The following is a 21,700-nucleotide window of genomic DNA, read 5'->3' as shown; positions in this document are numbered from 1 at the left end:
ACGAGCGCGGGTTGGGGGAAAGTCAGCGAAAGTCTGTGACTCCCCTGTCCTTTACCGTCACTTGGCGCTACCTTCCTGGACACCAGTGGGAGCGAATCCGTCAGTCGACGCGTCCGTGCGACGCGTCCGAGCTGCAAGGACTCGCTCATGCGACACCCCCCGCGTTCAATGCTTTTAGCCGTCGCCGGCGCGACCGCCCTTGTCGGGGCATTGGTCGTTCCGGTGGTCACGGCGTCCGGCGCCACTCCCGCGTGCACGGTGGAGTACTCGGTCACCGGCCAGTGGGACACCGGCTTCCAAGGTGCAGTGCGGATCACCAACAACATGGCACCGGTGAGCAGTTGGAGCCTGAGCTTCGACTTCGCCGGCGGCCAGAAGGTCACCCAGGGCTGGAACGCCAAGTGGTCCCAGTCCGGCACGACGGTCACCGCGGCCAACGAGAGCTGGAACGGCTCGCTCGGCACCGGCGCGAGCGTCAGCGCCGGGTTCCTCGCCAACTGGGCCGGGAGCAACGCCGTACCGTCCGCGTTCAAGCTCAACGGCACGACCTGCAACGTCGATGCGGAGCCGACACCACCCACGTCGCCGCCTCCGACCTCACCACCGACCGACGGCACCGCACCCGCACTGCACGTCTCCGGGAACAAGCTCGTGGACGCCGACGGCACCGACCGCCGTCTGCTCGGCGTCAACCGGTCCGGCGGCGAGTTCATGTGCGTGCAGGGCTACGGCATCTGGGACGGACCGGTGGACGACGCGGCCGTCGCGGCGATCGCCGACTGGAAGGCGAACACGGTCCGCATTCCGCTCAACGAGGAGTGCTGGCTGGGCCTTTCGAACATCAAGCCCGAGTACGCGGGCGCCAACTACATCGCCGCCGTCAAGGACCTGGTGGCGAAGGTCGAGGCGCACGGCATGACACCGATCGTCGAACTGCACTGGACCTACGGCCAGTACACCGGCAACTCGGCGGGCTGCTCCGACGTGCACGCCACCTGCCAGAAGCCGATGCCGGACGCGCAGTACACACCGTCGTTCTGGTCCTCGGTCGCCAGCACCTTCAAGGGCGACCAGGCCGTCGCGTTCGACCTGTTCAACGAGCCCTACCCGGACCGCGCCACCTCCACGACCACCCAGGCGTGGGAGTGTTGGCGGGACGGCGGCACCTGCCCCGGTATCGGGTATGAAGTCGCCGGTATGCAGGATCTCGTCGACGCCGTACGGTCCACCGGCGCCACGAATGTGATCATGGCCGGCGGGCTCGCGTACTCGAACGACCTGAGCCAGTGGCTGGCCTACAAGCCCAGCGATCCGACGGGCAATCTCGTCGCCGCGTACCACGTGTACAACTTCAACACCTGCGCGACCGAGAGCTGCTGGAACTCCACACTCGCCCCCGTCGCGGCCCAAGTGCCGCTGGTGGCAGGGGAGATCGGCGAGAACACCTGCTCGCACGCCTTCGTCGACCAGGTCATGAAGTGGTTCGACGACCGCGGGCTCTCGTATCTCGGCTGGACCTGGAACACCTGGGACTGTTCCGCGGGTCCGTCACTGATCTCCGACTACGACGGTACGCCCACCGCGTACGGCATCGGGCTGCGCGACCATCTGCGCGCCCTCAACGGATAGGCGCCCCCAGCCAAACCCGACAGCACCCGCAACCAAACCGACAGCACCCGCAACCAACTTCCTTCACAGACAAGGAAACCCGCACTCATGAGCCGTACCAGAACAGCGTTGCTCGCTGCCTTGGTGCTCGTCGCCGGGGCCTCGGGGACGGCGGTCGCCGCCGCTCCCTCGGCGGACACCGGCATCGCCGCGATCCCGTGCAGCGTCGACTACAAGGTGCAGAACCAGTGGGACACCGGCTTCACCGCCGCCGTCACGATCACCAACAACGGCGCCGCCAAGTCGAGTTGGGCCGCGAAGTGGTCGTACGCCGGTAACCAGCAGATCACCAGCGGCTGGAACGCGAAGATCAGCCAGAGCGGGACCGCCGTCACGGCGGCCAACGAGACCTACAACGGGAGCCTGGGGACCGGGAGTTCGGTCAGCTTCGGCTTCAACGCCTCCTACAGCGGCACCAACGCGCTCCCGACGACCTTCACTCTCGACGGCGTGACCTGCAACGTCGACGACGGCAGCGGTGGGGGAGGGGGCGGCGGCACCGATCCCGGCACACGGGTCGACAACCCGTACGCGGGCGCCAAGGTGTACGTGAACCCGGAGTGGTCCGCGAAGGCCGCCGCCGAGACCGGTGGCAGCCGGGTCTCCAGCCAGCCCACCGGCGTCTGGCTCGACCGCATCGCCGCCATCGCCGGTGTCAACGGCGGGATGGGCCTGCGCGCCCACCTCGACGCGGCGCTCGCCCAGAAGGGCACCGGCGAAGAGGTCGTCCAGCTCGTCGTCTACGACCTGCCCGGGCGCGACTGCGCGGCCCTCGCCTCCAACGGCGAACTCGGCCCGACCGAAATCGGGCGCTACGAAAGCGAGTTCATCGACCCGATCGCCGCGATCCTCGCCGACAGCAAGTACGCCGCGCTGCGGATCGTCACCACGATCGAGATCGACTCGCTGCCCAACCTCGTGACCAACACCGGCAGCAAGGCCACCGCCACCCCGCAGTGCGACACGATGCTCGCCAACGGCAACTACGTGAAGGGCGTCGGCTACGCGCTGAACAAGCTCGGCGCGATCCCCAACGTCTACAACTACATCGACGCCGGACACCACGGCTGGCTCGGCTGGGACGACAACTTCGCCCCCTCCGCGAACCTCTTCTACCAGGCCGCGAACGCCGAGGGCGCGACCGTGAACGACGTGGCCGGCTTCATCACCAACACGGCCAACTACAGTGCCCTGAAGGAGAACAACTTCACCATCAACGACAGCGTCAACGGTGTCTCCGTGCGCCAGTCCAAGTGGGTCGACTGGAACCGGTACGTGGACGAGCAGTCGTACGCCCAGGCGTTCCGCAGTGAGTTGGTGTCGGTGGGCTTCAACTCCGGTATCGGCATGCTGATCGACACGTCGCGGAACGGGTGGGGTGGCTCTGCTCGGCCCACCGGTCCGGGGGCAACCACCAGTGTGGACACGTACGTTGACGGTGGGCGCTACGACCGGCGGATCCAGGTCGGGAACTGGTGCAACCAGTCCGGTGCGGGTCTGGGGGAGCGGCCGCAGGCTGCTCCCGCCACCGGGATCGACGCGTATGTGTGGATGAAGCCGCCGGGGGAGTCGGACGGGTCCAGTACGGCGATCGCCAACGACGAGGGCAAGGGGTTTGACCGGATGTGCGATCCGACGTACACGGGGAACGCGCGTAACGGGAACAACCTGTCGGGTGCGCTGGCGAATGCGCCGTTGTCCGGGCACTGGTTCTCGGCTCAGTTCCAGCAGCTGATGGCGAACGCGTACCCGCCTCTGTAGGTCTGCTTTTGGCTGACGGCCGGTGGGGGCTGGTCGCGCCCACGCGGCGGAGCCGCAAATCGATACGGCCCCGCGCCCCTGAAGAGGGGCGTGGGGGTCAGCCCTCGTTCGACAGGCCTCGGCGGATCGCGGACTCCACCGCTGAATAGTTGCCGTTGGACCGGTCCAGCTCGTAGGGCGCCGCCGGCATCAGCGGCGGCTGCCCCATGAAGCGGGGGCGGTCGCCGTGGTGGGGCTGGGCCGCGTGGACCAGGAAGGGGTGGCAGAGGTAGACGTCACCGGGGTGACCGGTGGCGTAGGCGATGGGGCGCCCGGCGGATGCCTCGGCCACCTTCGGGCCGAGGGCCAGTGAGGAGGCGCCCTTCTCGCCGTACGGTTCGAGGACGCGCGGGACGTCGAGGTGGGAGCCGACCCGGATGCGGGTCGGCGCGTTCTCCTCGGTGACTTCGGTGTAGAGCATCAGCATGAGTAGAGCCCGGCCGCGCGAGGCCAGATTCGCGTACGGCCACTCGTTCTCCGCGCCCTCCGCGACATAGCTGCCCTCGATGTGCCAGCCGGCGTCGTCCGGTTCCGTCGGGTGCGGGAAGCGCAGCGGGAAACTGCCCACCGAGTACCGGGACTGCCAGCGGCCGGCGCCCACCAGCAGGTCGAACGCCTCATGCAGGGCAGGGGAGTTGACCGAGGCGGCGAACGGTCCCTGGGCCATGTCGCTCACCCACACCACGGGGTCCTGCCACGTGCCGGGGTCCTCCGGGTCGTAGCCCGTCTCCCGCCAGAGCAGCCGAGCGCAGTGCTCGGCGACCCGCGGCGGGAAGGCCCCCTCGATCTTCACGAACCCGTCTTCGAGGAAGCGTTCCACCATCACGTCGGCCGTGTCGTCCATACGGGCATGCTCGGCGACGGACGACCTGTTCCGCACCTCATTTTTGCCGCTTCGGCAACGCGACTGGCCGTCGAACGGTGCGTCGGCGCAGGCTGGCGGCACGCGGACGAGAGGGTGACCACCATGGCGCACGAGCACGATCATGAGCACAAGCACGTCCACAGGCAGGGCGAGGAGCACGACCACAAGCCCGGCAAGGATCGTCATCACCACGACCACACCGACCTCGACTGGGCCGTCATGGGCCCCCTGCTGGAGACCCAGGCGGAGCTGTTCTCGCCTTTGTACGAGCGGGCGATGGCGTGGCTCGCGAAGGAGCGGACCGATCCGGGGCTGATCGTCGACGTGGGCAGTGGGCCCGGTGTGGTCGCGTGTCTGTTCGCGGAGACGTTTCCGGGGGCCCGGGTCGTCGCGGTGGACGGTTCCGAGCCGCTCCTGGAACGGGCCCGTGCCCGTGCCGACCGGCAGGGCTTCGGCGATCGTTTCAGCACGCTGACCGGTGAACTGCCCGAGGTCCTGGGGCAGTTGGAGTACCCGGCCGACCTCCTTTGGGCCAGCCGCAGTCTGCATCACCTCGGTGACCAGCGGGCCGGTCTCGCCGCGTTCGCGGAGCGGCTCGCGCCCGGCGGCACCCTCGCGATCATGGAGGGTGGCCTGCCCTCGCGGTTCCTGCCCCGCGACTTCGGTATCGGCCGCCCGGGACTGGAGGCGCGGATCGACGCGATCGAGGCCGAGTGGTTCGCGCAGATGCGTGCCGACCTTCCGGGCGCCGTCACCGAGACCGAGGACTGGCCCGCCCTCCTGGCCTCGGTCGGCCTGAAGCACACCGGCAGCCGCAGCTTCCTCCTCGATCTGCCCGCCCCGGCCCCGGATCGCGTCCGCGCCTACGTCGCGACCTGGCTGACCCGGGTGCGTGACACCTACGGCGAGGCGATGGACGCCGAGGACCGGGTCGCCCTCGGCCGGCTCGTCGACCCGGAGGACCCGGCGAGCGTGCATCAGCGCGCCGACGTGTTCGTGCTCGCCGCGCACACGGTGCACAGGGCGGTGCGGACCGACTGAACGGGCCCGTGATCTCGGCGGCTTGACTTCGAGCCTGCTCAAGGTGATGAACTGCCCCTCCGACTGCGCGGAGTTCACCGACCCACGGGGGGACCACCACCATGAACGACAACTCTCACGTCGCGCTCATAACCGGCGGCGGCAGCGGGATCGGCGCTGCCGTCGCCCGTCAACTCCTCAGCGCCGGGGGCCGGGTGGCCGTCACCGGCCGCAGCGAGCAGCGCCTGTATGATTTCGCCGCCCAACTGGGTAACCCCGAGGGCCTGTTGACGATCCCCGGGAGTGCCGCCGAGTACTCCGAGGTACAGGCTGCCGTCGAGACGACGCTCAAACAGTTCGGGCGGCTCGACGCGGTCGTCGCCAACGCCGGTGTGGCCACGCACGATTCGGTCGCCGAGGGTGACCCGACCGGGTGGACCGAGATGGTGCTGACCAACGTTCTCGGTCCGGCCCTGCTGATCCGGGCGTCCGTCGATGCGTTGAAGCAGACGCACGGCCGGATCGTGCTGATCGGCAGCGTCGCCGGGTTCGTGCACACTCCCGGCAACATCTACGGCGCGACCAAGTGGGCGATGACCGGTCTCGCCGAGAACACCCGGCGCGAGGTCACGGAGTTCGGCATCGGCGTGACGCTGGTCGCCCCGGGCCGGGTGGAGACCCCGTTCTGGGACGGCAACGGCAGCCTGCCGCCCGGCCATCTCCTCACCGCCGACCAGATCGCCGACACGATCCTCTGGGCGATCCGCCAGCCAGCCGGCGTCGACATCAACACCGTCGTCGTACGACCGATCGGGCAGCCCAACTGACAGGCATATGGGGCCCGTTGCCGCTGGGGAAAGCGGCAACGGGCCCCATTCGTACGTCAGTTGCTCGCCAGGAACTGCTTCGCCAGCTGGTCGCCCAGGGAGACCGCCGCGCTGTGGCTCTCGATGGGGGAGACCGTCGAGTTCTTGAACAGGATGTACGTCACGCCGGAGTCGGCGCCGCCGGTCGCCGGGTCGGGGTCGATGCCGAGGGCGCTGGCCGTGGCGTACGAGGCCTCGCCGATGATGTTGGTGGGGCCGGTGTCGCCGACGACCGCGTACTCGACCTTGTTGTTGTAGACGACGGCGACCACGCCGCCGCCCTTGATGCCGTAGCTGGAGTACTTCCAGATGCTGCTGGAGCTGGGCACCACGATGTACGGCAGTGAATCCGCCTTCAGAGGCTGGCCGTTGGACTGGTGGAACGCCGTGTCGTCCTGGTACCAGGGGTCGGCGTTCTCGTTGCACTTCGTGGTGCGCTGGCCGTCGCAGTCGATGTCCATGTCGGCCTTCCAGAACACGGCGCCGTTCTTGCCGCAGACCGGGATGGTGGCCGAAGTCTCGTCGTCCGTGCGGTACTTGCCGCTCGATATCTGCGAGCAGGACGTCACCTTGGAGAGCAGGTCGGCCGCGCTGACCGAGCCCTCTTGAGCCGACTTGGGGGTGGCGCCGGAGGCGCTCGCGGGGAGCACTCCGGCGGCGAGCAGGGCGGCAGCCGAGGCCGCGGCGAGGGTCAGTGTTCGCATGCGCACTGTGGGGGACCCTTCTGTTAGGAAAGTTTCCTTACCGGGTGCGCAACAAGGTGCCCCGTCATCATGCCCGCGTCAAGACCCTGGTACGAACCAAGTGGGTCGGCGGCACGGGAAGCGGCACGGGAAAACGATGCGCCCCGGAGCCAGAAGGCTCCGGGGCGCTCGCACTACCTGCGGTTCAGGCCATGTGCCCGGATTTCAGGCCGCGTTGAACGTCGACGGGTCGGGACCCAGCCGCCGGTCCTCGTTCAGCGCGCTGATGGCCGCGAGGTCCTCGGTGTCCAGGCTGAAGTCGAAGACCTCGATGTTCTCCTTGATCCGCGACGGCGTCACGGACTTGGGGATCACCACGTTGCCGAGCTGGATGTGCCAGCGCAGCACGACCTGGGCCGGGGTGCGCCCGTGCTTCTGGGCGATGGCGACGATCGCCGGGACCTCCAGGAGGCCCTTGCCCGAACCGAGCGGCGACCACGCTTCGGTCGCGATGCCCTGCTCCGCCTGGTACTCGCGCCCGGCGCGCTGCTGGAACTGCGGGTGCAGTTCGATCTGGTCGACCGCCGGAATGACCGAGGTGCCCTCGATCAGCCGGGCCAGGTGGTCGGGTTCGAAGTTGGAGACGCCGATGGCCCGCACGCGGCCGTCCGCGTACAGCTTCTCGAACGCCTTGTAGCTGTCGAGGTACTTGTCCCGGGCCGGGGTCGGCCAGTGGATCAGATACAGATCCAGGTACTCCAGGCCGAGCTTCTCCAGCGACACGTCGAACGCGCGCAGGGTGGCGTCGTACCCCTGGTCGGCGTTCCAGAGCTTGGTGGTGACGAAGAGGTCCTCGCGCGGGACGCCGGACGCGGCGATGGCCTTTCCGGTGCCCTCTTCGTTGCCGTAGATCGCAGCGGTGTCGATGCTGCGGTACCCGGCCTCCAGCGCCGTGGCCACCGCCCGCTCCGCCTCGTCGTCCGGCACCTGCCAGACGCCGAAGCCCAGCTGGGGCATCTCGACACCGTTGTTGAGGATGATCGGGGGGACCTTGCTGCTCACGAGCTCTCGATCCTTCAGTCGTCGGGTGGTACTCACATCGTCAACGATCACGGGCCGTGCCGCATTCCTGACCGCGAGATCCGGCTTGAACCGTGCCCGCTCCCGGAGGGTCTACCCGCTCAGGCCCGGTACAGCGCCTCGACCTCGTTCGCGTACGTGTTCTCGATGGCCTTGCGCTTCAGCTTCAGGGACGGGGTCAGCAGACCGTGTTCCTCGGTGAACGGCTGGGCCAGTATCCGGAAGGTGCGGATCGACTCGGCCTGCGAGACCAGGGTGTTCGCGGCGACGACCGCGCGCCGCACCTCGGTCTCCAGGTCGGCGTCCCGCACCAGCTGCGCCGGGGTCATCTGCGGCTTGCCGCGCATGGTGAGCCAGTGCTCGACCGCCTCGTGGTCGAGGGTGACCAGCGCGGCGATGTAGGGGCGGTCGTTGCCGACGACGATGCACTGCGAGACCAGCGGATGGTCCCGCACCCGCTCCTCAAGGAGCCCGGGCGCGACGCTCTTGCCGCCGGAGGTCACCAGGATCTCCTTCTTGCGCCCGGTGATGGTGAGATAGCCGTCCTCGTCGAGGGAGCCCAGGTCACCGGTGGCGAGCCAGCCGTCGTGCAGGGTCTCGTCGGTGGCCTTCTGGTTGTTGAGGTAGCCCTGGAAGACGTTGGGGCCGTTGAGCCAGATCTCGCCGTCGTCCGCGATGTGCACGGTGACACCGGGGATGGCCTGGCCGACCGTGCCGTAGCGGGTGCGGTCGGGCGGGTTGGCGGTCGCGGCGGCCGTCGACTCGGTGAGGCCGTAGCCCTCGTAGATCTGGACGCCCGCGCCCGCGAAGAACAGTCCGAGGCGCCGGTCCATGGCCGACCCGCCGGACATGGCGTTGCGGATCCGGCCGCCCATGGCGGCCCGCACCTTGGAGTAGACGAGTTTGTCGAAGAGCTGGTGCTGCATGCGCAGGCCCGCGGAGGGGCCGGGGCCGATGCCCCAGGCCTTCGCCTCGATCGCGTCCGCGTACTTCACCGCGATCTCGACGGCCTTCTCGAACGGCCCGGCCTTGCCGTCCTTCTCCGCCTTGCGGCGGGCCGCGTTGAAGACCTTCTCGAAGATGTACGGCACGGCGAGGATGAACGTCGGCTTGAACGCGACCAGGTCGGGCAGCAGGGCGGCCGCGTTCAGCTGCGGCTGGTGGCCGAAACGGACCCCGCCGCGGATCGCCGCGACCTCCACCATCCGCCCGAAGACGTGCGCGAGCGGCAGGAACAGCAGGGTCGCCACCTCCTCGCCCCGCTTCGAGTGGAAGACGGACTCCCAGGTGTCGATGACCGTGTCCGCCTCGTACATGAAGTTGCCGTGCGAGATGACACAGCCCTTGGGTCTGCCCGTGGTGCCCGAGGTGTAGATGATCGTCGCGGTCGAGTCCGGGGTGACGGCCTGGCGGTGCCGGTGCACCACCTCGTCCTCGATGTGCGCGCCGGCGTCGTACAGCGCCTGCACGGCGCCCGTGTCGAGCTGCCACAGCTGGTGCAGCGTGGGGAGCCGGTCGATGACGGTGGCGATGGTCATCGCGTGGTCCTCGTGCTCGACCATCGCCGCCGAGACCTGCGCGTCGTGCAGCATCCAGAAGCACTGCTCGGCCGACGACGTGGGGTAGATCGGCACCACCTGGGCGCCGATCGTCCACAGCGCGAAGTCGAACAGCGTCCACTCGTAGCGGGTGCGGGACATGATCGCGACCCGGTCGCCGAAGCGGATGCCCTGGGCGAGCAGGCCCTTGGCGAGGGCGAGGACCTCGTCGCGGAACTCGGCGGCGGTCACGTCCCGCCACTCGTCCTGCTCGTCCTTGCGGCCGAGGGAGACATGGAGGGGGTCGTTCTGGGCACGCTCGAAGACGGCGTCGGCCAGACCGCCCACCGGCGGTGCCAACGCCAACGGAGGGTTGTTGTACTCGCGCAAACCCCGCTCCCCGCTCCTGTTGGCACTCCCCTACAGCGCCGTGAAAGCTACCCCACCGGGCGGAAGGGCGGGAGGGGGTGGGAAATCGAGCGGTGTTCACGTCCGCACTGGTCAGCGACGGAAAATGCCCTCACAAGGGGAAGGGTCGGACAGAAATCCTTACGGTTCCGTAGGTTTCGGGCCCGTAATCTCCACTGAATCTGTACGACCCGCTTACCCCTGGCGTCCGGTCACACGACGTCACCGGGGCGACGCCGTGTCCTCCCCGGCCGACGTCCGCGCGGCGGTCCCCGGCACTCCCGCCGCCGTGCCCGCGGTCCCGCCGGTCCGCTCCGCGCGACCCGCCCTGACCAGGGCGAGCACCAGCGCGCCCGCCGCCGTCCCGACGAAGCCGGCCGTCACGAGCGCCGAGTCGAGCCCCGTCGCGAACGCGGCCCGCAGCGCGTGTTCGGAGAACGTCCCGCGCAGTGCCCCGGCCCCGCCGCCCGCCAGCGTGTGCGCCGCGTCGTGCGGGAGCGTGTCCCGCATCCGCGAGGTGAGTACGGTCCCCGACACAGCGACGCCGAGTGCATACCCCAACTGGCGTACGGTATTCACGGCGCCGCCCGCCATGCCCGCGCGCTCGGCCGGCACCGCCGCGAGAGCCGCCCCCGCGATCCCCGGCGCCACCAGACCCGTGCCGACGCCCACCAGGACGAGCCCCGGCACCAGCGTCGTCCAGTCCGAACCGGCGCCGAGGACGGCCTGGCAGAAGCAGCCCGTGCCGATCAGCAGCAGCCCGCCGCCGATGGTCAGCCGGGCCGGTACCCCGTGCAGCAGCTTCCCGGCGAGGACCGACACCACGACCGCCGCACCCGTCAGCGGCAGCAGCGTCAGCCCGCCGCGCACCGGGCTCATCCCCAGCAGCGTCTGTAACCAGATCGACAGATACGGCATCCCGCCGAACGCCACCCCGTTGAAGGCGAGCGCCCCCGCCATCACCCCCACGAAGGCGGGCTTGCGCAGCAGCGACAGATCGAGCAGCGGATGGGCCACCCGCCGCTCCACCAGCACGAAGCAGACCAGCGCGAGGACCGCGACCGCGAACGACCCGAGCGTCACCGACGCACCCCAGCCGTCCTCACCGGCCCGCACCACGGCATACGTCACTCCGCCCGCGAACCCCGCGAACGTGACCGTGCCGAGCCAGTCGATCCGCATCCCGCGCGGCCCCTTCGACTCCGGCACCACCCGCAGCGTCAGCCACACCGCGACCACGCTCACCGGCAGGTTCACGAAGAAGATCCACCGCCACCCCGGCCCTTCGGTGAGCACCCCGCCCAGCACCGGCCCGACCGCCGCGGCCCCACCGCTGACCGCACCCCACACCCCGAGCGCCACCGACCGCTGCCGCCCCTGGTAGACGGAGCCGAGCAACGGCAACGTCGTCGCCAGCATCGCGGCCGCCCCCACCCCCTGAACGGCCCGCGCGGCCACGAGCGCACCGGGCCCGCCCGCGAGACCGCACAACAACGACGCCACCGCGAACAGCACGACCCCCACCACATGCACCCGCCGCCGCCCCAGAATGTCGGCGGCGGCCCCAACTCCCAACAACAGCGCGGCCAATGCCAGCGCGTACCCGTCGACCACCCACTGCAGATCACTCAACGACGCGTGCAACGACCGCGCCACGTCCGGCAGCGCGACGACCACGATCGTCACGTCCAGCAACAACATGAACGTGCCCAGGCACACCGCCGTGAGCGGCCCCCATGTACGCATGTCCTCAACTCCCCTGTCCGGGTTGTGCAGTTCTCCGTACGATGGGCTCTACCCGGACGATCAACACGGAGTCGGACACCTCACCGCCGGAATCCGACAGGAGCAGCCATGCTGGAGATGGAATCCGACACCTTCGACCGTCTCGACCTGCACCTGCTGACCGCCCTGGAGCTCAACGGCCGGGCCTCCTTCAGCCGCCTCGGCACCGTCCTCGGCGTCTCCGACCAGACCATCGCCCGCCGCTTCCGCAGACTCACCGCCGAGGCCGGCCTGCGGGTCGTCGCGATCCGGGACGCCGAACGCCTGGGCCAGGACCAGTGGATGCTCCGTCTGCGCAGCGCCCCCGACAACGCCCTCAACATCGCCGACGCCCTCGCCAAGCGCCCCGACACCGCCTGGATCGGCCTCGCCTCGGGCGGCACCGAGATCGTCTGCCTGACCCGCCCCCGCAGCCCCGGCGACCACGACGACCTCCTGCTCGGCAAACTCCCGCGCACCCCCAGCGTCCTGGACATCCGCGCCCACCAACTCCTCCACCGCTTCTACGGCGGCCCCACGGGCTGGCTGCGCCGCTTCAAGGTGCTCGCCGACGACCAGATCGCCGCCCTGCTCCCCGAACCGGCGCCCGCACCGGGCCCCGCCCGCATCGAGCCCGAGGACGAGGCCCTGATCGCCGTCCTCGAACGCGACGGCCGCGCCGGCTACCCCGAACTCCAGCGCGCCACCGGCCGCTCCGAGTCCGCCGTCAAACGCCGGCTCGCCTCGCTGATCGGCTCGGGGGCGGTGTACATCGACGTCGAATACGACTCGGAGGTGTTCGGGTACGCGCGTGCGGCGGTTCTGTGGATCACGGCGACCCCGGCCGCGCTGCACTCGGTCGGCGAGGCGCTGGCCACCCACGACGAGGTCGCCTACGCCTCCGCGACGGCCGGCCCGTCCAACATCGTCGTGACCGCGGTCGTGAAGGACACGGCGGGACTGTACGACTACCTCAGTGGGCCTCTGGGACAGCTCGACGGGATCCGGCATGTGGAGGCGAGCCCGTTCCTGCGCAGGGTCAAACAGCTGACGTATCGGACGCTCCCCCTCAACTCGCCCTCCCTCAAAGTAAGTTCAAGATAAATCATGCGAGAAACCAAGCACCCGGAGATGGGAATCACAGTGTTCGGCGATCGACTGTGGCTCGTCCAAACCGATGCCGCAGGGATTTCCCGAAAGATCTTTTGGAAATAGTCTTCGGAAGTCCTTCCGGTGAGCCCCGTGAAGGGAATATCGAATTGAAGACCCAAAACGCTCACCGCAGGTCGCTGGGTCGCCGCAGGAAGGTGGTCATGGCCTTAGCGGCGGCGACGACCCTCCTCGGCGGCGCGATGTACGCCAACGCGAACGCCGCGTCCGTCACCCCCGACCCGTCCACCAGCGCGTCCCCGACCACCCCCGGATCCGCGTCCCCGACCACTCCCGGATCGACGTCCCCGACGAGCCCCGGATCCACCTCCCCGTCCACGCCGGCCTCCGCGTCCGCCCCCGAACCCACGGGCACGGCCGGCACGGGCTCGTCCGTCTCGGACGTGGTCGACGCCGCCAACGCGTTCCTGAAGACCCTGGACGACGACCAACAGGCCGACGTACTCCTCGACTTCACGCAGGCGAACGCCGTCGCCTGGTCGAACGAGGCGTGCGGTGCGGACTGCCGGGTCGGCATCGAGCTGAGCACGCTCAGCGACACCCAACTCGCCGCCGCCCAGGCGGTGGTCGAGGCGGCCACGGGTACCGGGACCGACACCGGCTACGACCAGATCAGCCAGATCCTGGCGGCCGACGACGTCCTCGGCGAGACCGACAGCAGCTACGGCAGCGGCAACTACTACCTCGCCTTCCTGGGCACCCCGAGCACGACCGGCACCTGGCAACTGCACTTCGGCGGCGACCAGTTGGCCGTCAACCTCACCTACAAGGACGGGGAGGTCGTGGGCACCACCCCGTACTTCGTCGGGGTGGAACCCGCGACCTGGACCGACGACGACACCACCTACGCACCCCTGTCCGGGATGCACGACGGCATGGAGTCGATGCTCGAAGGCCTGAGCGACGACGAGCTGTCGGAGGCGAAGCTCTCCGACTCCACCACCGACGTGGTGCTCGGCCCGGACGAGGACGGCGACTTCCCCGACACCAAGGAGGGCCTCGCGGTCAGCGAACTGACCGACGACCAGCAGCAGTCGGTGCTCGACGCCATCACGCCGTGGGTCGAGGCCGCGGACGACACGACCGCCGCGTCCACCCTGAGCACCTACAAGTCCGAGCTCGACGACACCTACATCTCGTACTCCGGCAGCACCGCACTGGACACCGCGGGCGACTACGTCCGCATCGACGGACCCGGCGTCTGGATCGAGTTCTCGGTCAAGGACGGCGTGGTCGACACCAGTCAGCTCAACTACAGCTCCGTGTACCGCGATCACGACACCGATTACGGAGGAGAGTTCTCGTTCTCCTAGACCGCCCGCCGGCGACACAATGGGCGGCGCTGCTTCCGGCAGCGCCGCCCGCTGTCGCGAATTCCCGCACGGCCGGCCGAGGAATTCATGGACGTCGGAATTCTTGTAGAAGCTGGCTTGCATTTTCCGTAGTGAAAAACCGGGACTATGGACCGCGCCGGTGCAATCGATCCCCACCCGCCAGAATCGCCGCGGCCAACGCATCCGCCGCCCCCTGGGCCGACATCCGCCGCCGCCCGTGCACCAGCACGAAATCGACCTCGCCCAGCTCCGGCAACCCCGCCCGTTCCGGCATCCGCACCAACCCCGGCGGCACCAGCCCCCGCGAATGGGCCATCACCCCCAGCCCCGCCCGGGCCGCGGCGATCAGCCCGTTCAGGCTCCCGCTCGTGCAGGCGATGCGCCACGCCCGCCCCTGCCGCTCCAGCGCCTCCAGCGCGAGCGCCCGCGTGATGCCCGGCGGCGGATAGACGATCAGCGGCACCGGCCGATCCGCGTCCAGGCGGAGCCGCTCCGCGCCGATCCACACGAGCTTGTCGTGCCAGACCAGTTCGCCCCGCGGATCCTCGGCGCGGCGCTTGGCGAGCACCAGGTCCAGCTTCCCTGCGGCCAGTTGTTCGTGCAGCGTGCCGGACAGCTCGACCGTCAGCTCCAGGTCCACCTCGGGATGGTCGTAGCGGAAGCCCTCCAGGATCTCGGGCAGCCGGGTGAGGACGAAGTCCTCGGACGCGCCGAAACGCAGGCGGCCGCGCAACCGCGTGCCGGTGAAGAACGCCGACGCCTGTTCCTGCACCTCCAGGATGCGGCGGGCGAAGCCGAGCATCGCCTCGCCGTCCTCCGTCAGCTCCACGGAGTGCGTGTCCCGGGTGAACAGCTGCCGTCCCGTCGCGTCCTCCAGCCGCCGCACGTGCTGGCTCACCGTGGACTGGCGCAGCCCGAGCCGACGGGCGGCCTGCGTGAAGCTCAGGGTCTGGGACACCGCGAGGAAGGTCCGCAGGTGGGAGAGGTCGTACATGGCATACACCGTAACCGGTTATCGCGAAACGTGATGGCAGTCAGAGCGGTATGACGGATTCCCGATCAAGAGTCCGGAGAGGAGGATGGGGAGGGCACAAGGCCGCGCCGGACGACGGAGCGGACGTACAGCGAGACGCGCGAGACAGTGGAGCACAGTGAAACGCCTGCGATGGCCGAGTCGGATGCCGGTCGACCCCTACATCCTGCTGATCCTCGGGACGGTGGGCCTCGCCGCACTCCTCCCCGCGAGAGGCACCGGCGCCGACGTCGCCTCGGGCGCCTCCACGGCCGCGATCGCCTTCCTCTTCTTCCTCTACGGCGCCCGGCTGTCGACGCGTGAGGCACTGGACGGGCTCAAGCACTGGCGGCTGCACACCACGGTCCTGGCCTGCACCTTCGTCGTCTTCCCGCTGCTCGGCCTGGCCGCCCGCGGTCTCGTCCCGGTGATCCTGACCCAACCCCTCTACCAAGGGCTGCTGTTCCTCACCCTCGTCCCGTCGACCGTCCAGTCGTCGATCGCGTTCACCTCGATCGCGCGCGGCAACGTACCCGCCGCGATCTGCGCGGGCTCTTTCTCCTCACTCGCCGGCATCGTCGTCACCCCGCTGCTCGCGGCGGCGCTGCTCGGAAGCAACGCCGGTGGTTTCTCCGCCGATTCACTTCTCAAGATCGTGCTGCAACTCCTGGTGCCGTTCCTGGCGGGCCAGTTGCTGCGGCGCTGGATCGGCGGGTTCATCACCCGGCACAAGAAGATCCTCGGCTACGTCGACCGCGGCTCGATCCTCCTCGTCGTCTACACGGCGTTCAGCGAGGGCATGGTCCAGGGCATCTGGCACCAGGTCAGCGCGGTCCGCCTCGCCGGACTGCTCGCCGTCGAGGCCGTCGTGCTCGCCGTGATGCTCGCCCTGACCTGGTACGGCGGCAAGGCGCTGCGCTTCGACCGGGAGGACCGGATCGCCATCCAGTTCGCCGGCTCGAAGAAGTCCCTCGCCGCCGGACTGCCCATGGCCAGCGTCCTGTTCGGCGCCCACGCCTCGCTGGCCGTGCTGCCGCTGATGCTCTTCCACCAGATGCAGCTGATGGTGTGCGCGGTCATCGCCAAACGCCGCGCCCGCGATCCGCTGCCCGAGGTCACCGGGTCGGCGGCCCCAACCGCAGGGTCACGAACCGCGGTCGGTACAGCGACACGTTCCGGCTGAGGTTCAGGGCGGCCGAAGTGGCCGTCGCGTCCAGCCAGTTGACGTCGTAGCTGAGGACGAGCCGGTCGTCGTCGCCCAACTCCGTGTGCACCTGCGGGTTGTACGCGGCGACCTGGCCCGGCGGCAGCGGCGGACTGAAACCCCGTGTCGGCCCGTGCCACGGTCCGGCGGGCGAACAGGCCCAGTACGAGGTGACGGTGGTGAGCCCCCGGGTGCCCGCGGCCATCGTGAACAGGACGTACGTCCCGCCGTCCCGCACCACCGAGAACGCGCTGCCCACACCCGTGTGTCGACCGTCCCCGAGCACCGACCGCGGCCCCGCTCGGGCCGTCCACGCCGACCCGTCCCAGTACTCCCAGGCACCCGGCTCCCCGAGCCGTCCCTCCGGCACCCGTGCCACATACGCCGAGGAGGTCGGCCGGGCCGCGGCCTGGGCGTCGTTCCCGCCGAAGACGTACGTCCACCCGCCCACCGCGACCGATGTCGTCCCGAACTGCACACGCCGGGACGGGTCTTGGACCAACTCCTGGCCGAAGACCTTCACGATCGACTCCACCCGCAGATCCGGTAGCGACAGCGTGGCGACCTCGGTCGCCATCGGAACGCCGTAGATCCACGGGTACGACCCCGCTGTCCGCGTCCACAGCAGCACGCGTACGACCGACTCGGGCGAGCCGGGGGAGCGGGGCTCGACGCGGGCCGCCACCGGCCAACGCCACTCGTTCGGGGCCGGGTCGGGGAACAGCGGGGCGGGGAGCGTGAGTTGGGGTCGGCCGTCGCGCATCACCACCGCCGAGTTGCGGACCAGGGGTGCGCTGGTGTCCCGCCAGGCGTACGACTCGCCGACCGGGTTGGGCGGGGCGTACACCTGGCCGAGGTAGGTGTCGGAGAACAGCCACAGCACCCGGCCGTCCGGCAGCCGCACCGAGTGGGTGCCGTCGCCGCCGGTCCAGTCGTCGGCACGGGACTCGTCGTCGCCGTACGCGGCAAAGGAGTTGGTGAGCCTCGTGTCCGGCGACCAGGAGCGCACCGTACGGGCCGTGCACGCGGCGCCGCCCTCCCGGTCGTGGTGCCTGGGGAGGGCGGTGAGCAGCACGGCGGCGAGAACCAGGGTCAGCAGCAGGCCGACCCCGGCTCCCCAACGCTGTCGTGCTCGTCGGTCGTCGGGCACGCCCGGGACGTTAGTGGCTGCCGCTCACATGGTCCATGGGCAGCCACAGCACGGTCCCGGCGGTGGACGGGTGTTGCGCGGCCAGTTCGTCGTCCGTCAACAGCCGGTCCCAGACGTGGACTTCGTCGATCGACCCGGTGAAGTACTGCATGCTGTCCATGCGTTGGCCGATATGCACACCGAACGGCGAGTTGCGGCTGACCGAGCCCACGATGTCCGCCGTGCTCACCGTCGTCCCGTCGACGGACAGCGTCAACTGCCCGCCGCCGCGCCGCAGGACGGCCCGGTGCCACTGGCCGTCGTTGTAGGCGCCGGTGGTCACCACGGAGGCGGTGTGGACGGTCGTCGCGCCGACCCGGGTGGTGATCAGCGCCCGGACGTGGTTGCCCGCGGGCTCGCCGCGCAGCCAGACCTGCGGCTCGGTGGTGCCGACCCCACCCATCCACAGGAACGGCTGATCACCGGTCGTGGCGGTGTAGCGGAACCAGAGGGACACCGTGAAGTCCGCTGTCCCCAGCGGGAGTCGGTCGCTGTACGGCAGGCGCACGGCGTCGTCGACGCCGTCGAAGGACAGGGCGCCACCGGACACGCCGTCCGTCTCCTGGGCGCCGCCGAGCACCAACGCCCGCTTGGCGTAAGGGGCGAGGTCGGCGGTCGTGGGGTCCGGGCCCCGACGCGGTTGCAGCCAGGCATCGTTGAAGCGGGCGAAGCGGATCTCGTCGGTCGCGGTCACGGCGCCGCCCTCGTAGAGCAGGCCCACCGTGTCGCCGTCGATGCGCGCCATGTCGGAGTAGCCCGACCAGTCCTTCGTCACGACCGTGCCCCGGTCCACGCTGTCCCAGGTGCGGCCGCCGTCGTAGGAGGAGCGGATCATCATCGTGCGACGGCGGTCAGGATCGGCGTCGCAGGCCAGCAGGATGCGCGAGCCGACACCGAGCGTCGAGCACTGGACCTGCGGCGCGTACAGGTCGGGCAGGGCGCGGAAGGGCGCGGTGAAGCTGTCGCCGCCGTCGCGGCTGACCGCCTGGGTGCGCTGCCCGAGGTCGGTGCCGTCCTGCTCACGGCCGCTCACCAGGATCGAACCGTCGGTGCGCTCGGTCAGCGTCACCTCGGACGGCTTCTGCCGCCACGTCCCGTCGGCCGCGATCGGATACGAGTCGGTCGCGCCGATCCTCCAGTGGTCGCCGCCGTCGTCGCTCACGATCAGCGCCGCGTTGTTCGCGGTGACCCGACTCCCGTCCCAGGTCTCGGTGTTGACACCGAACACGAGCCGGCCCCGGTGCCGGCCGCGGGTGAGCTGGATGCCGTGCACGGGTCCTGTGGCGTACCAGGAGTTCCAGTTCGGAGGCAGGATCTCGTCGCTCAGGTCACGCGGCTGCGACCAGGTGAGACCGTCGTCGTCGCTGTACTGGAGGTGCGGGGTGCGGTCGCAGGGAACCGAGCAACTGGCGCTGTCCGTACGGCCCGTGTTGTACGTCTCGGCGAGCAGGACGCGGCCCGTCCTGCGGTCCACGATGGGTGCCGGGTTGCCATGTGTGTCGCCGCCGCCGTGGCTGACGACCCGCAACGGGCTCCAGGTGAGGCCGTCGTCCGTGGAGCGCTTGACGACGATGTCGATGTCGGCGGCGTCACCGCAGTTGAGGACCCGGCCCTCGGCGAACGCGAGCAGCGTGCCGTCCTTGGTCTTCACGACGGCCGGGATCCGGAAGCAGGCGTAGCCCGCGTCCTGAGGAGCCTTGAAGAGGACCTGCTGGTCGAACTCGGGGGCGGGGGCGGCGGATTGGGCGGTGACGGCGTGCGCGGGGCCCGGGAGCACGAGCAGCGCGGCCAGGGTGAGTGCGGCGGTGAGGGTGGATCTCAGACGTGCGCGAAGACTCGACGGCATGGTGGTGCGACCTGCCCTTCATTCGTCTGGACATCCGGACATCCCACGTCCAACGGGCGCGTCACAGACGTTAGTTGGGGCCTCCGGTGGCTCACAAGAAGCGTGCAGTGCCCGTCGCCCCATAACTTCGCAACGCCGGACGGCTGGTGAGTGATCGTCAGCCGGGGCGGTGCGTCTCAGGGGCGCAGGACGACCTTGCCGAGGTTGCTCCGCGACTCGATCACCTTGTGCGCCTCGGCCGCCTCCGCCAGCGCGAACTCCCCGTGCACGGACGGTTTCAGGGCGCCCTCCGCGAACAGCCGCCACAGCTCCCGCCGCCACCGCTCGTACAACTCCGGCTTCCCGCGCGCGATCCGTGCCATCTGGAACCCGATCACGGACTTGGCGCCCACGAGAAGGTCGTACGCCTGGACCGTCCCGCCACCCGAGCTGTACGCCACGAGCCGCCCGCCCGGGACGAGCGCCGCGACGGCCGGGCTGAGCAACTCGCCGCCCACCGCGTCGAGTACGTAGTCGACGGGCTCGCCCCAGCCGGGCCGGTCCAGACGGTCGTAGGTGATCACCTCGTCGGCACCCAGCGCGCGCACGAAGTCCCCCTTCGCCGCATCGGACACCGCGGCCACGACCCGCCCGGCACCCCGCGCCCTCGCCAACTGCACTGCCAGATGGCCGACTCCGCTCGCCGCGGCCGTGACCAGCACGGCCTCACCGGGTCCGGGACGGGCCGCGTCCAGCGCGCCCAGAGCCACCAGTCCGCTGCGGACCAGCGCGACCGCGTCGACGGCGGAGGCGGAGTCGGGGATCGGGGAGGCCATGGCCTCGTGGAGGACGGCGAAGTCGGCGTACCCGTGCCCGAAGCAGAGCCCGGTCACCCGCTCGCCCGCCCGGAAACGGGTCACGTCCTGCCCTACGGCGACCACCTCGCCGGCGATCTCGCCGCCGAGCGGGATCGGCTCGGCGGCCTCGGTCACCTTGCGGACGACGGGCAGGGTGACCCCGATCGCCTCGGTACGGACGAGGAGTTCGCCGGGGCCCGGTACGGGGACGGGGGTGTCCTCCAGGAACAGCGGGCCGCCGGTGGACTCGTACCGGACGCGACGCATCGCACCTCCAGGGAGCGGTGGTGATAGGTGGAAATCGTTGGGAGTCCCCATGGTATTCACGATTTCATTGGGATGTCCAACGACTTTTCGCTAGACTGCCCGCATGGTCGAAGCACCCCTCCCCGCGATCCGCTCCCTCCCCAGCTGGCTCCTTGGCCGAGCCGCTGCCCGGGGCCGGGCCCTCGTCGCCGACGCGCTGGCGGCCGAGGGGCTGAAGATGTGGCACCACGTGGTGCTCTCCGCCGTGCGCGACCTCGCGCCCGTCGCCCAGGCCGACCTCGGTCGCGGTGTCGGGCTCGACCTCAAGGATCTGGTCGGCGTGCTGAACGACCTCCAGTCCGCCGGCCTGGTCGTACGGGAGCCGGACCCGATGGACCGCCGTAAGAACGCGGTCTCGCTGACGACCGAGGGCGCGCGGGTGCTGAAGCGGTGCGAGAAGGCGGCCCGTGCCGCCAACGAGCAGCTTCTCGCCCCGCTGTCGGAGGCCGAACGCGACCAGTTCATGGGCCTGTTGATCCGGATCTCCGGTACGGACGGCTGACGGGGGCTAACGTTCCGTCATGACCCCACCGCAGACTCCCGAACCCCGGCTCGCCCTCGACCCCGAGCGCACCGCCCTGGTCCTCGTCGACCTGATGGACCGCATCGTCGCGCTGCCGCTCGAACCGTACAAGGGCACCGAAGTCATCGCGGTGGCCGAGGAGTTGACATCCGTGTTCCGCTCCGCCGGTGCGCTCGTCGTGCTGATCCGGGTCGAACGTCCCGGCATCGCCGAGCAGCCCGCCGGCAGTGGACTCGCCGACGGGCTGCTGAGGGAAGGGGACCTGGAGATCGTGAAGCGGACGATCGGGGGCTTCCAGGGCACGGGACTTGAGGAACGGCTGCGTGAACGGGGCGTCGACACCCTGGTGTTCGGCGGGATCGCCACCAACCTCGGCGTGGAGTCCACCGCGCGTGCCGCCGGCGACCTCGGTCACCAACTCGTCTTCGTCGAGGACGCGATGAGTGCGCTCACCGCGGCCGAGCACCAGGCGTCGGTCAGGCTTGACTTCCCGCGGCTGGGGTCGGTGGTGACGGCGGCGGAGGTGCGCTTCGGGGTGGGCGACTGAGGTGCGCCTCCTGTCGGGCGGCGCTCAGGTTCGCCTCACGC

18 protein-coding genes are annotated in these 21,700 nt (G+C 69.8%); 9 read left to right on the top strand and 9 right to left on the bottom strand.

The window, feature by feature from the left end:
* The first annotated feature begins 147 nt into the window (after positions 1 to 147).
* Together OG194_RS07900 and OG194_RS07895 are read left to right on the top strand one after the other, a co-directional pair.
* Complete coding sequence (locus OG194_RS07900) at positions 148 to 1,629, top strand: cellulase family glycosylhydrolase (RefSeq protein ID WP_327400138.1); 1,482 nt, start codon at positions 148 to 150, stop codon at positions 1,627 to 1,629.
* Between the two features lie 87 nt (positions 1,630 to 1,716).
* Complete coding sequence (locus OG194_RS07895; protein ID WP_327400137.1) at positions 1,717 to 3,429, top strand: glycoside hydrolase family 6 protein; 1,713 nt, start codon at positions 1,717 to 1,719, stop codon at positions 3,427 to 3,429.
* A 97-nt stretch (positions 3,430 to 3,526) separates the two neighbouring features.
* On the opposite strand, the gene OG194_RS07890 is transcribed toward OG194_RS07895, so the two are convergent.
* Positions 3,527 to 4,312, bottom strand: a complete 786-nt coding sequence (locus OG194_RS07890; RefSeq protein WP_327400136.1) for a phytanoyl-CoA dioxygenase family protein — start codon at positions 4,310 to 4,312, stop codon at positions 3,527 to 3,529.
* A gap of 123 nt (positions 4,313 to 4,435) precedes the next feature.
* On the opposite strand from OG194_RS07890, the gene OG194_RS07885 reads away from it, so the two are divergent.
* Both OG194_RS07885 and OG194_RS07880 read left to right on the top strand, forming a co-directional pair.
* Positions 4,436 to 5,374, top strand: coding sequence for a class I SAM-dependent methyltransferase (locus OG194_RS07885; protein ID WP_327400135.1), 939 nt, complete (start codon positions 4,436 to 4,438; stop codon positions 5,372 to 5,374).
* Positions 5,375 to 5,475: 101 nt separating this feature from the next.
* On the top strand, positions 5,476 to 6,180 hold the full coding sequence (locus OG194_RS07880; protein ID WP_327400134.1) for an SDR family oxidoreductase: 705 nt from the start codon (positions 5,476 to 5,478) through the stop codon (positions 6,178 to 6,180).
* 56 nt (positions 6,181 to 6,236) lie between these two features.
* On the opposite strand, the gene OG194_RS07875 is transcribed toward OG194_RS07880, so the two are convergent.
* The 4 genes from OG194_RS07875 to OG194_RS07860 all read right to left on the bottom strand — a co-directional run bounded on the left by OG194_RS07875 (position 6,237) and on the right by OG194_RS07860 (position 11,674).
* Entirely contained in the window at positions 6,237 to 6,929 is a 693-nt protein-coding gene (locus OG194_RS07875) for a glycoside hydrolase family 75 protein (protein ID WP_327400133.1), read from the bottom strand.
* 198 nt (positions 6,930 to 7,127) lie between these two features.
* Positions 7,128 to 7,964 carry an aldo/keto reductase gene (locus OG194_RS07870; RefSeq protein WP_327400132.1) on the bottom strand — a complete coding sequence of 279 codons (837 nt, stop codon included), beginning with the start codon at positions 7,962 to 7,964 and terminating at the stop codon, positions 7,128 to 7,130.
* Between the two features lie 119 nt (positions 7,965 to 8,083).
* Complete coding sequence (locus OG194_RS07865) at positions 8,084 to 9,910, bottom strand: AMP-dependent synthetase/ligase (RefSeq protein ID WP_327400131.1); 1,827 nt, start codon at positions 9,908 to 9,910, stop codon at positions 8,084 to 8,086.
* Between the two features lie 240 nt (positions 9,911 to 10,150).
* Complete coding sequence (locus OG194_RS07860) at positions 10,151 to 11,674, bottom strand: MFS transporter (RefSeq protein ID WP_327400130.1); 1,524 nt, start codon at positions 11,672 to 11,674, stop codon at positions 10,151 to 10,153.
* A gap of 108 nt (positions 11,675 to 11,782) precedes the next feature.
* Here OG194_RS07860 and OG194_RS07855 point away from each other — a divergent pair, with 108 nt between their 5' ends.
* Both OG194_RS07855 and OG194_RS07850 read left to right on the top strand, forming a co-directional pair.
* Positions 11,783 to 12,796 carry an Lrp/AsnC family transcriptional regulator gene (locus OG194_RS07855; protein WP_327400129.1) on the top strand — a complete coding sequence of 338 codons (1,014 nt, stop codon included), beginning with the start codon at positions 11,783 to 11,785 and terminating at the stop codon, positions 12,794 to 12,796.
* 209 nt (positions 12,797 to 13,005) lie between these two features.
* Positions 13,006 to 14,175, top strand: a complete 1,170-nt coding sequence (locus OG194_RS07850) for a DUF3500 domain-containing protein (RefSeq protein WP_327400128.1) — start codon at positions 13,006 to 13,008, stop codon at positions 14,173 to 14,175.
* A 145-nt stretch (positions 14,176 to 14,320) separates the two neighbouring features.
* On the opposite strand, the gene OG194_RS07845 is transcribed toward OG194_RS07850, so the two are convergent.
* Complete coding sequence (locus OG194_RS07845; RefSeq protein WP_327400127.1) at positions 14,321 to 15,190, bottom strand: LysR substrate-binding domain-containing protein; 870 nt, start codon at positions 15,188 to 15,190, stop codon at positions 14,321 to 14,323.
* A gap of 184 nt (positions 15,191 to 15,374) precedes the next feature.
* Here OG194_RS07845 and OG194_RS07840 point away from each other — a divergent pair, with 184 nt between their 5' ends.
* The gene (locus tag OG194_RS07840; RefSeq protein ID WP_327400126.1) at positions 15,375 to 16,391 is read left to right on the top strand and encodes a bile acid:sodium symporter family protein; all 1,017 of its coding nucleotides are present in this window, start codon (positions 15,375 to 15,377) and stop codon (positions 16,389 to 16,391) included.
* Here the strand turns inward: OG194_RS07840 and OG194_RS07835 are convergent.
* The 3 genes from OG194_RS07835 to OG194_RS07825 all read right to left on the bottom strand — a co-directional run bounded on the left by OG194_RS07835 (position 16,324) and on the right by OG194_RS07825 (position 20,550).
* The gene (locus OG194_RS07835) at positions 16,324 to 17,562 is read right to left on the bottom strand and encodes a hypothetical protein (protein WP_327400125.1); all 1,239 of its coding nucleotides are present in this window, start codon (positions 17,560 to 17,562) and stop codon (positions 16,324 to 16,326) included. The two genes, OG194_RS07840 and OG194_RS07835, sit on opposite strands and share 68 nt — an antisense overlap.
* A gap of 10 nt (positions 17,563 to 17,572) precedes the next feature.
* Positions 17,573 to 19,447 (bottom strand): sialidase family protein, encoded by a 1,875-nt coding sequence (locus tag OG194_RS07830; RefSeq protein WP_327400124.1) that lies wholly within the window; start codon positions 19,445 to 19,447, stop codon positions 17,573 to 17,575.
* 176 nt (positions 19,448 to 19,623) lie between these two features.
* Positions 19,624 to 20,550, bottom strand: coding sequence for a quinone oxidoreductase family protein (locus OG194_RS07825; RefSeq protein WP_327400123.1), 927 nt, complete (start codon positions 20,548 to 20,550; stop codon positions 19,624 to 19,626).
* A 103-nt stretch (positions 20,551 to 20,653) separates the two neighbouring features.
* Here OG194_RS07825 and OG194_RS07820 point away from each other — a divergent pair, with 103 nt between their 5' ends.
* On the top strand, positions 20,654 to 21,091 hold the full coding sequence (locus tag OG194_RS07820) for a MarR family winged helix-turn-helix transcriptional regulator (protein ID WP_327400122.1): 438 nt from the start codon (positions 20,654 to 20,656) through the stop codon (positions 21,089 to 21,091).
* Between the two features lie 19 nt (positions 21,092 to 21,110).
* Positions 21,111 to 21,659: an isochorismatase family protein gene (locus tag OG194_RS07815; protein WP_327400121.1), complete on the top strand. Its 549-nt coding sequence runs from the start codon at positions 21,111 to 21,113 to the stop codon at positions 21,657 to 21,659.
* Positions 21,660 to 21,700 lie beyond the last annotated feature (41 nt).

It is taken from the genome of Streptomyces sp. NBC_01288, from assembly GCF_035982055.1.
Classification (GTDB): domain Bacteria; phylum Actinomycetota; class Actinomycetes; order Streptomycetales; family Streptomycetaceae; genus Streptomyces.
The sequence above is the reverse complement of the archived record's forward strand: the minus strand, read 5'-3'. Positions and strand labels throughout refer to the sequence as shown.

Coding starts and splice junctions, on each gene's coding strand:
- OG194_RS07830 (WP_327400124.1), bottom strand. CDS start 19,447: ATGCCGTCGAGTCTTCGCGCACGTCTGAGATCCACCCTCACCGCCGCA.
- OG194_RS07890 (WP_327400136.1), bottom strand. CDS start 4,312: ATGGACGACACGGCCGACGTGATGGTGGAACGCTTCCTCGAAGACGGG.
- OG194_RS07860 (WP_327400130.1), bottom strand. CDS start 11,674: ATGCGTACATGGGGGCCGCTCACGGCGGTGTGCCTGGGCACGTTCATG.
- OG194_RS07815 (WP_327400121.1), top strand. CDS start 21,111: ATGACCCCACCGCAGACTCCCGAACCCCGGCTCGCCCTCGACCCCGAG.
- OG194_RS07855 (WP_327400129.1), top strand. CDS start 11,783: ATGCTGGAGATGGAATCCGACACCTTCGACCGTCTCGACCTGCACCTG.
- OG194_RS07820 (WP_327400122.1), top strand. CDS start 20,654: ATGGTCGAAGCACCCCTCCCCGCGATCCGCTCCCTCCCCAGCTGGCTC.
- OG194_RS07900 (WP_327400138.1), top strand. CDS start 148: ATGCGACACCCCCCGCGTTCAATGCTTTTAGCCGTCGCCGGCGCGACC.
- OG194_RS07825 (WP_327400123.1), bottom strand. CDS start 20,550: ATGCGTCGCGTCCGGTACGAGTCCACCGGCGGCCCGCTGTTCCTGGAG.
- OG194_RS07895 (WP_327400137.1), top strand. CDS start 1,717: ATGAGCCGTACCAGAACAGCGTTGCTCGCTGCCTTGGTGCTCGTCGCC.
- OG194_RS07845 (WP_327400127.1), bottom strand. CDS start 15,190: ATGTACGACCTCTCCCACCTGCGGACCTTCCTCGCGGTGTCCCAGACC.
- OG194_RS07880 (WP_327400134.1), top strand. CDS start 5,476: ATGAACGACAACTCTCACGTCGCGCTCATAACCGGCGGCGGCAGCGGG.
- OG194_RS07850 (WP_327400128.1), top strand. CDS start 13,006: ATGGCCTTAGCGGCGGCGACGACCCTCCTCGGCGGCGCGATGTACGCC.
- OG194_RS07885 (WP_327400135.1), top strand. CDS start 4,436: ATGGCGCACGAGCACGATCATGAGCACAAGCACGTCCACAGGCAGGGC.
- OG194_RS07840 (WP_327400126.1), top strand. CDS start 15,375: ATGCCGGTCGACCCCTACATCCTGCTGATCCTCGGGACGGTGGGCCTC.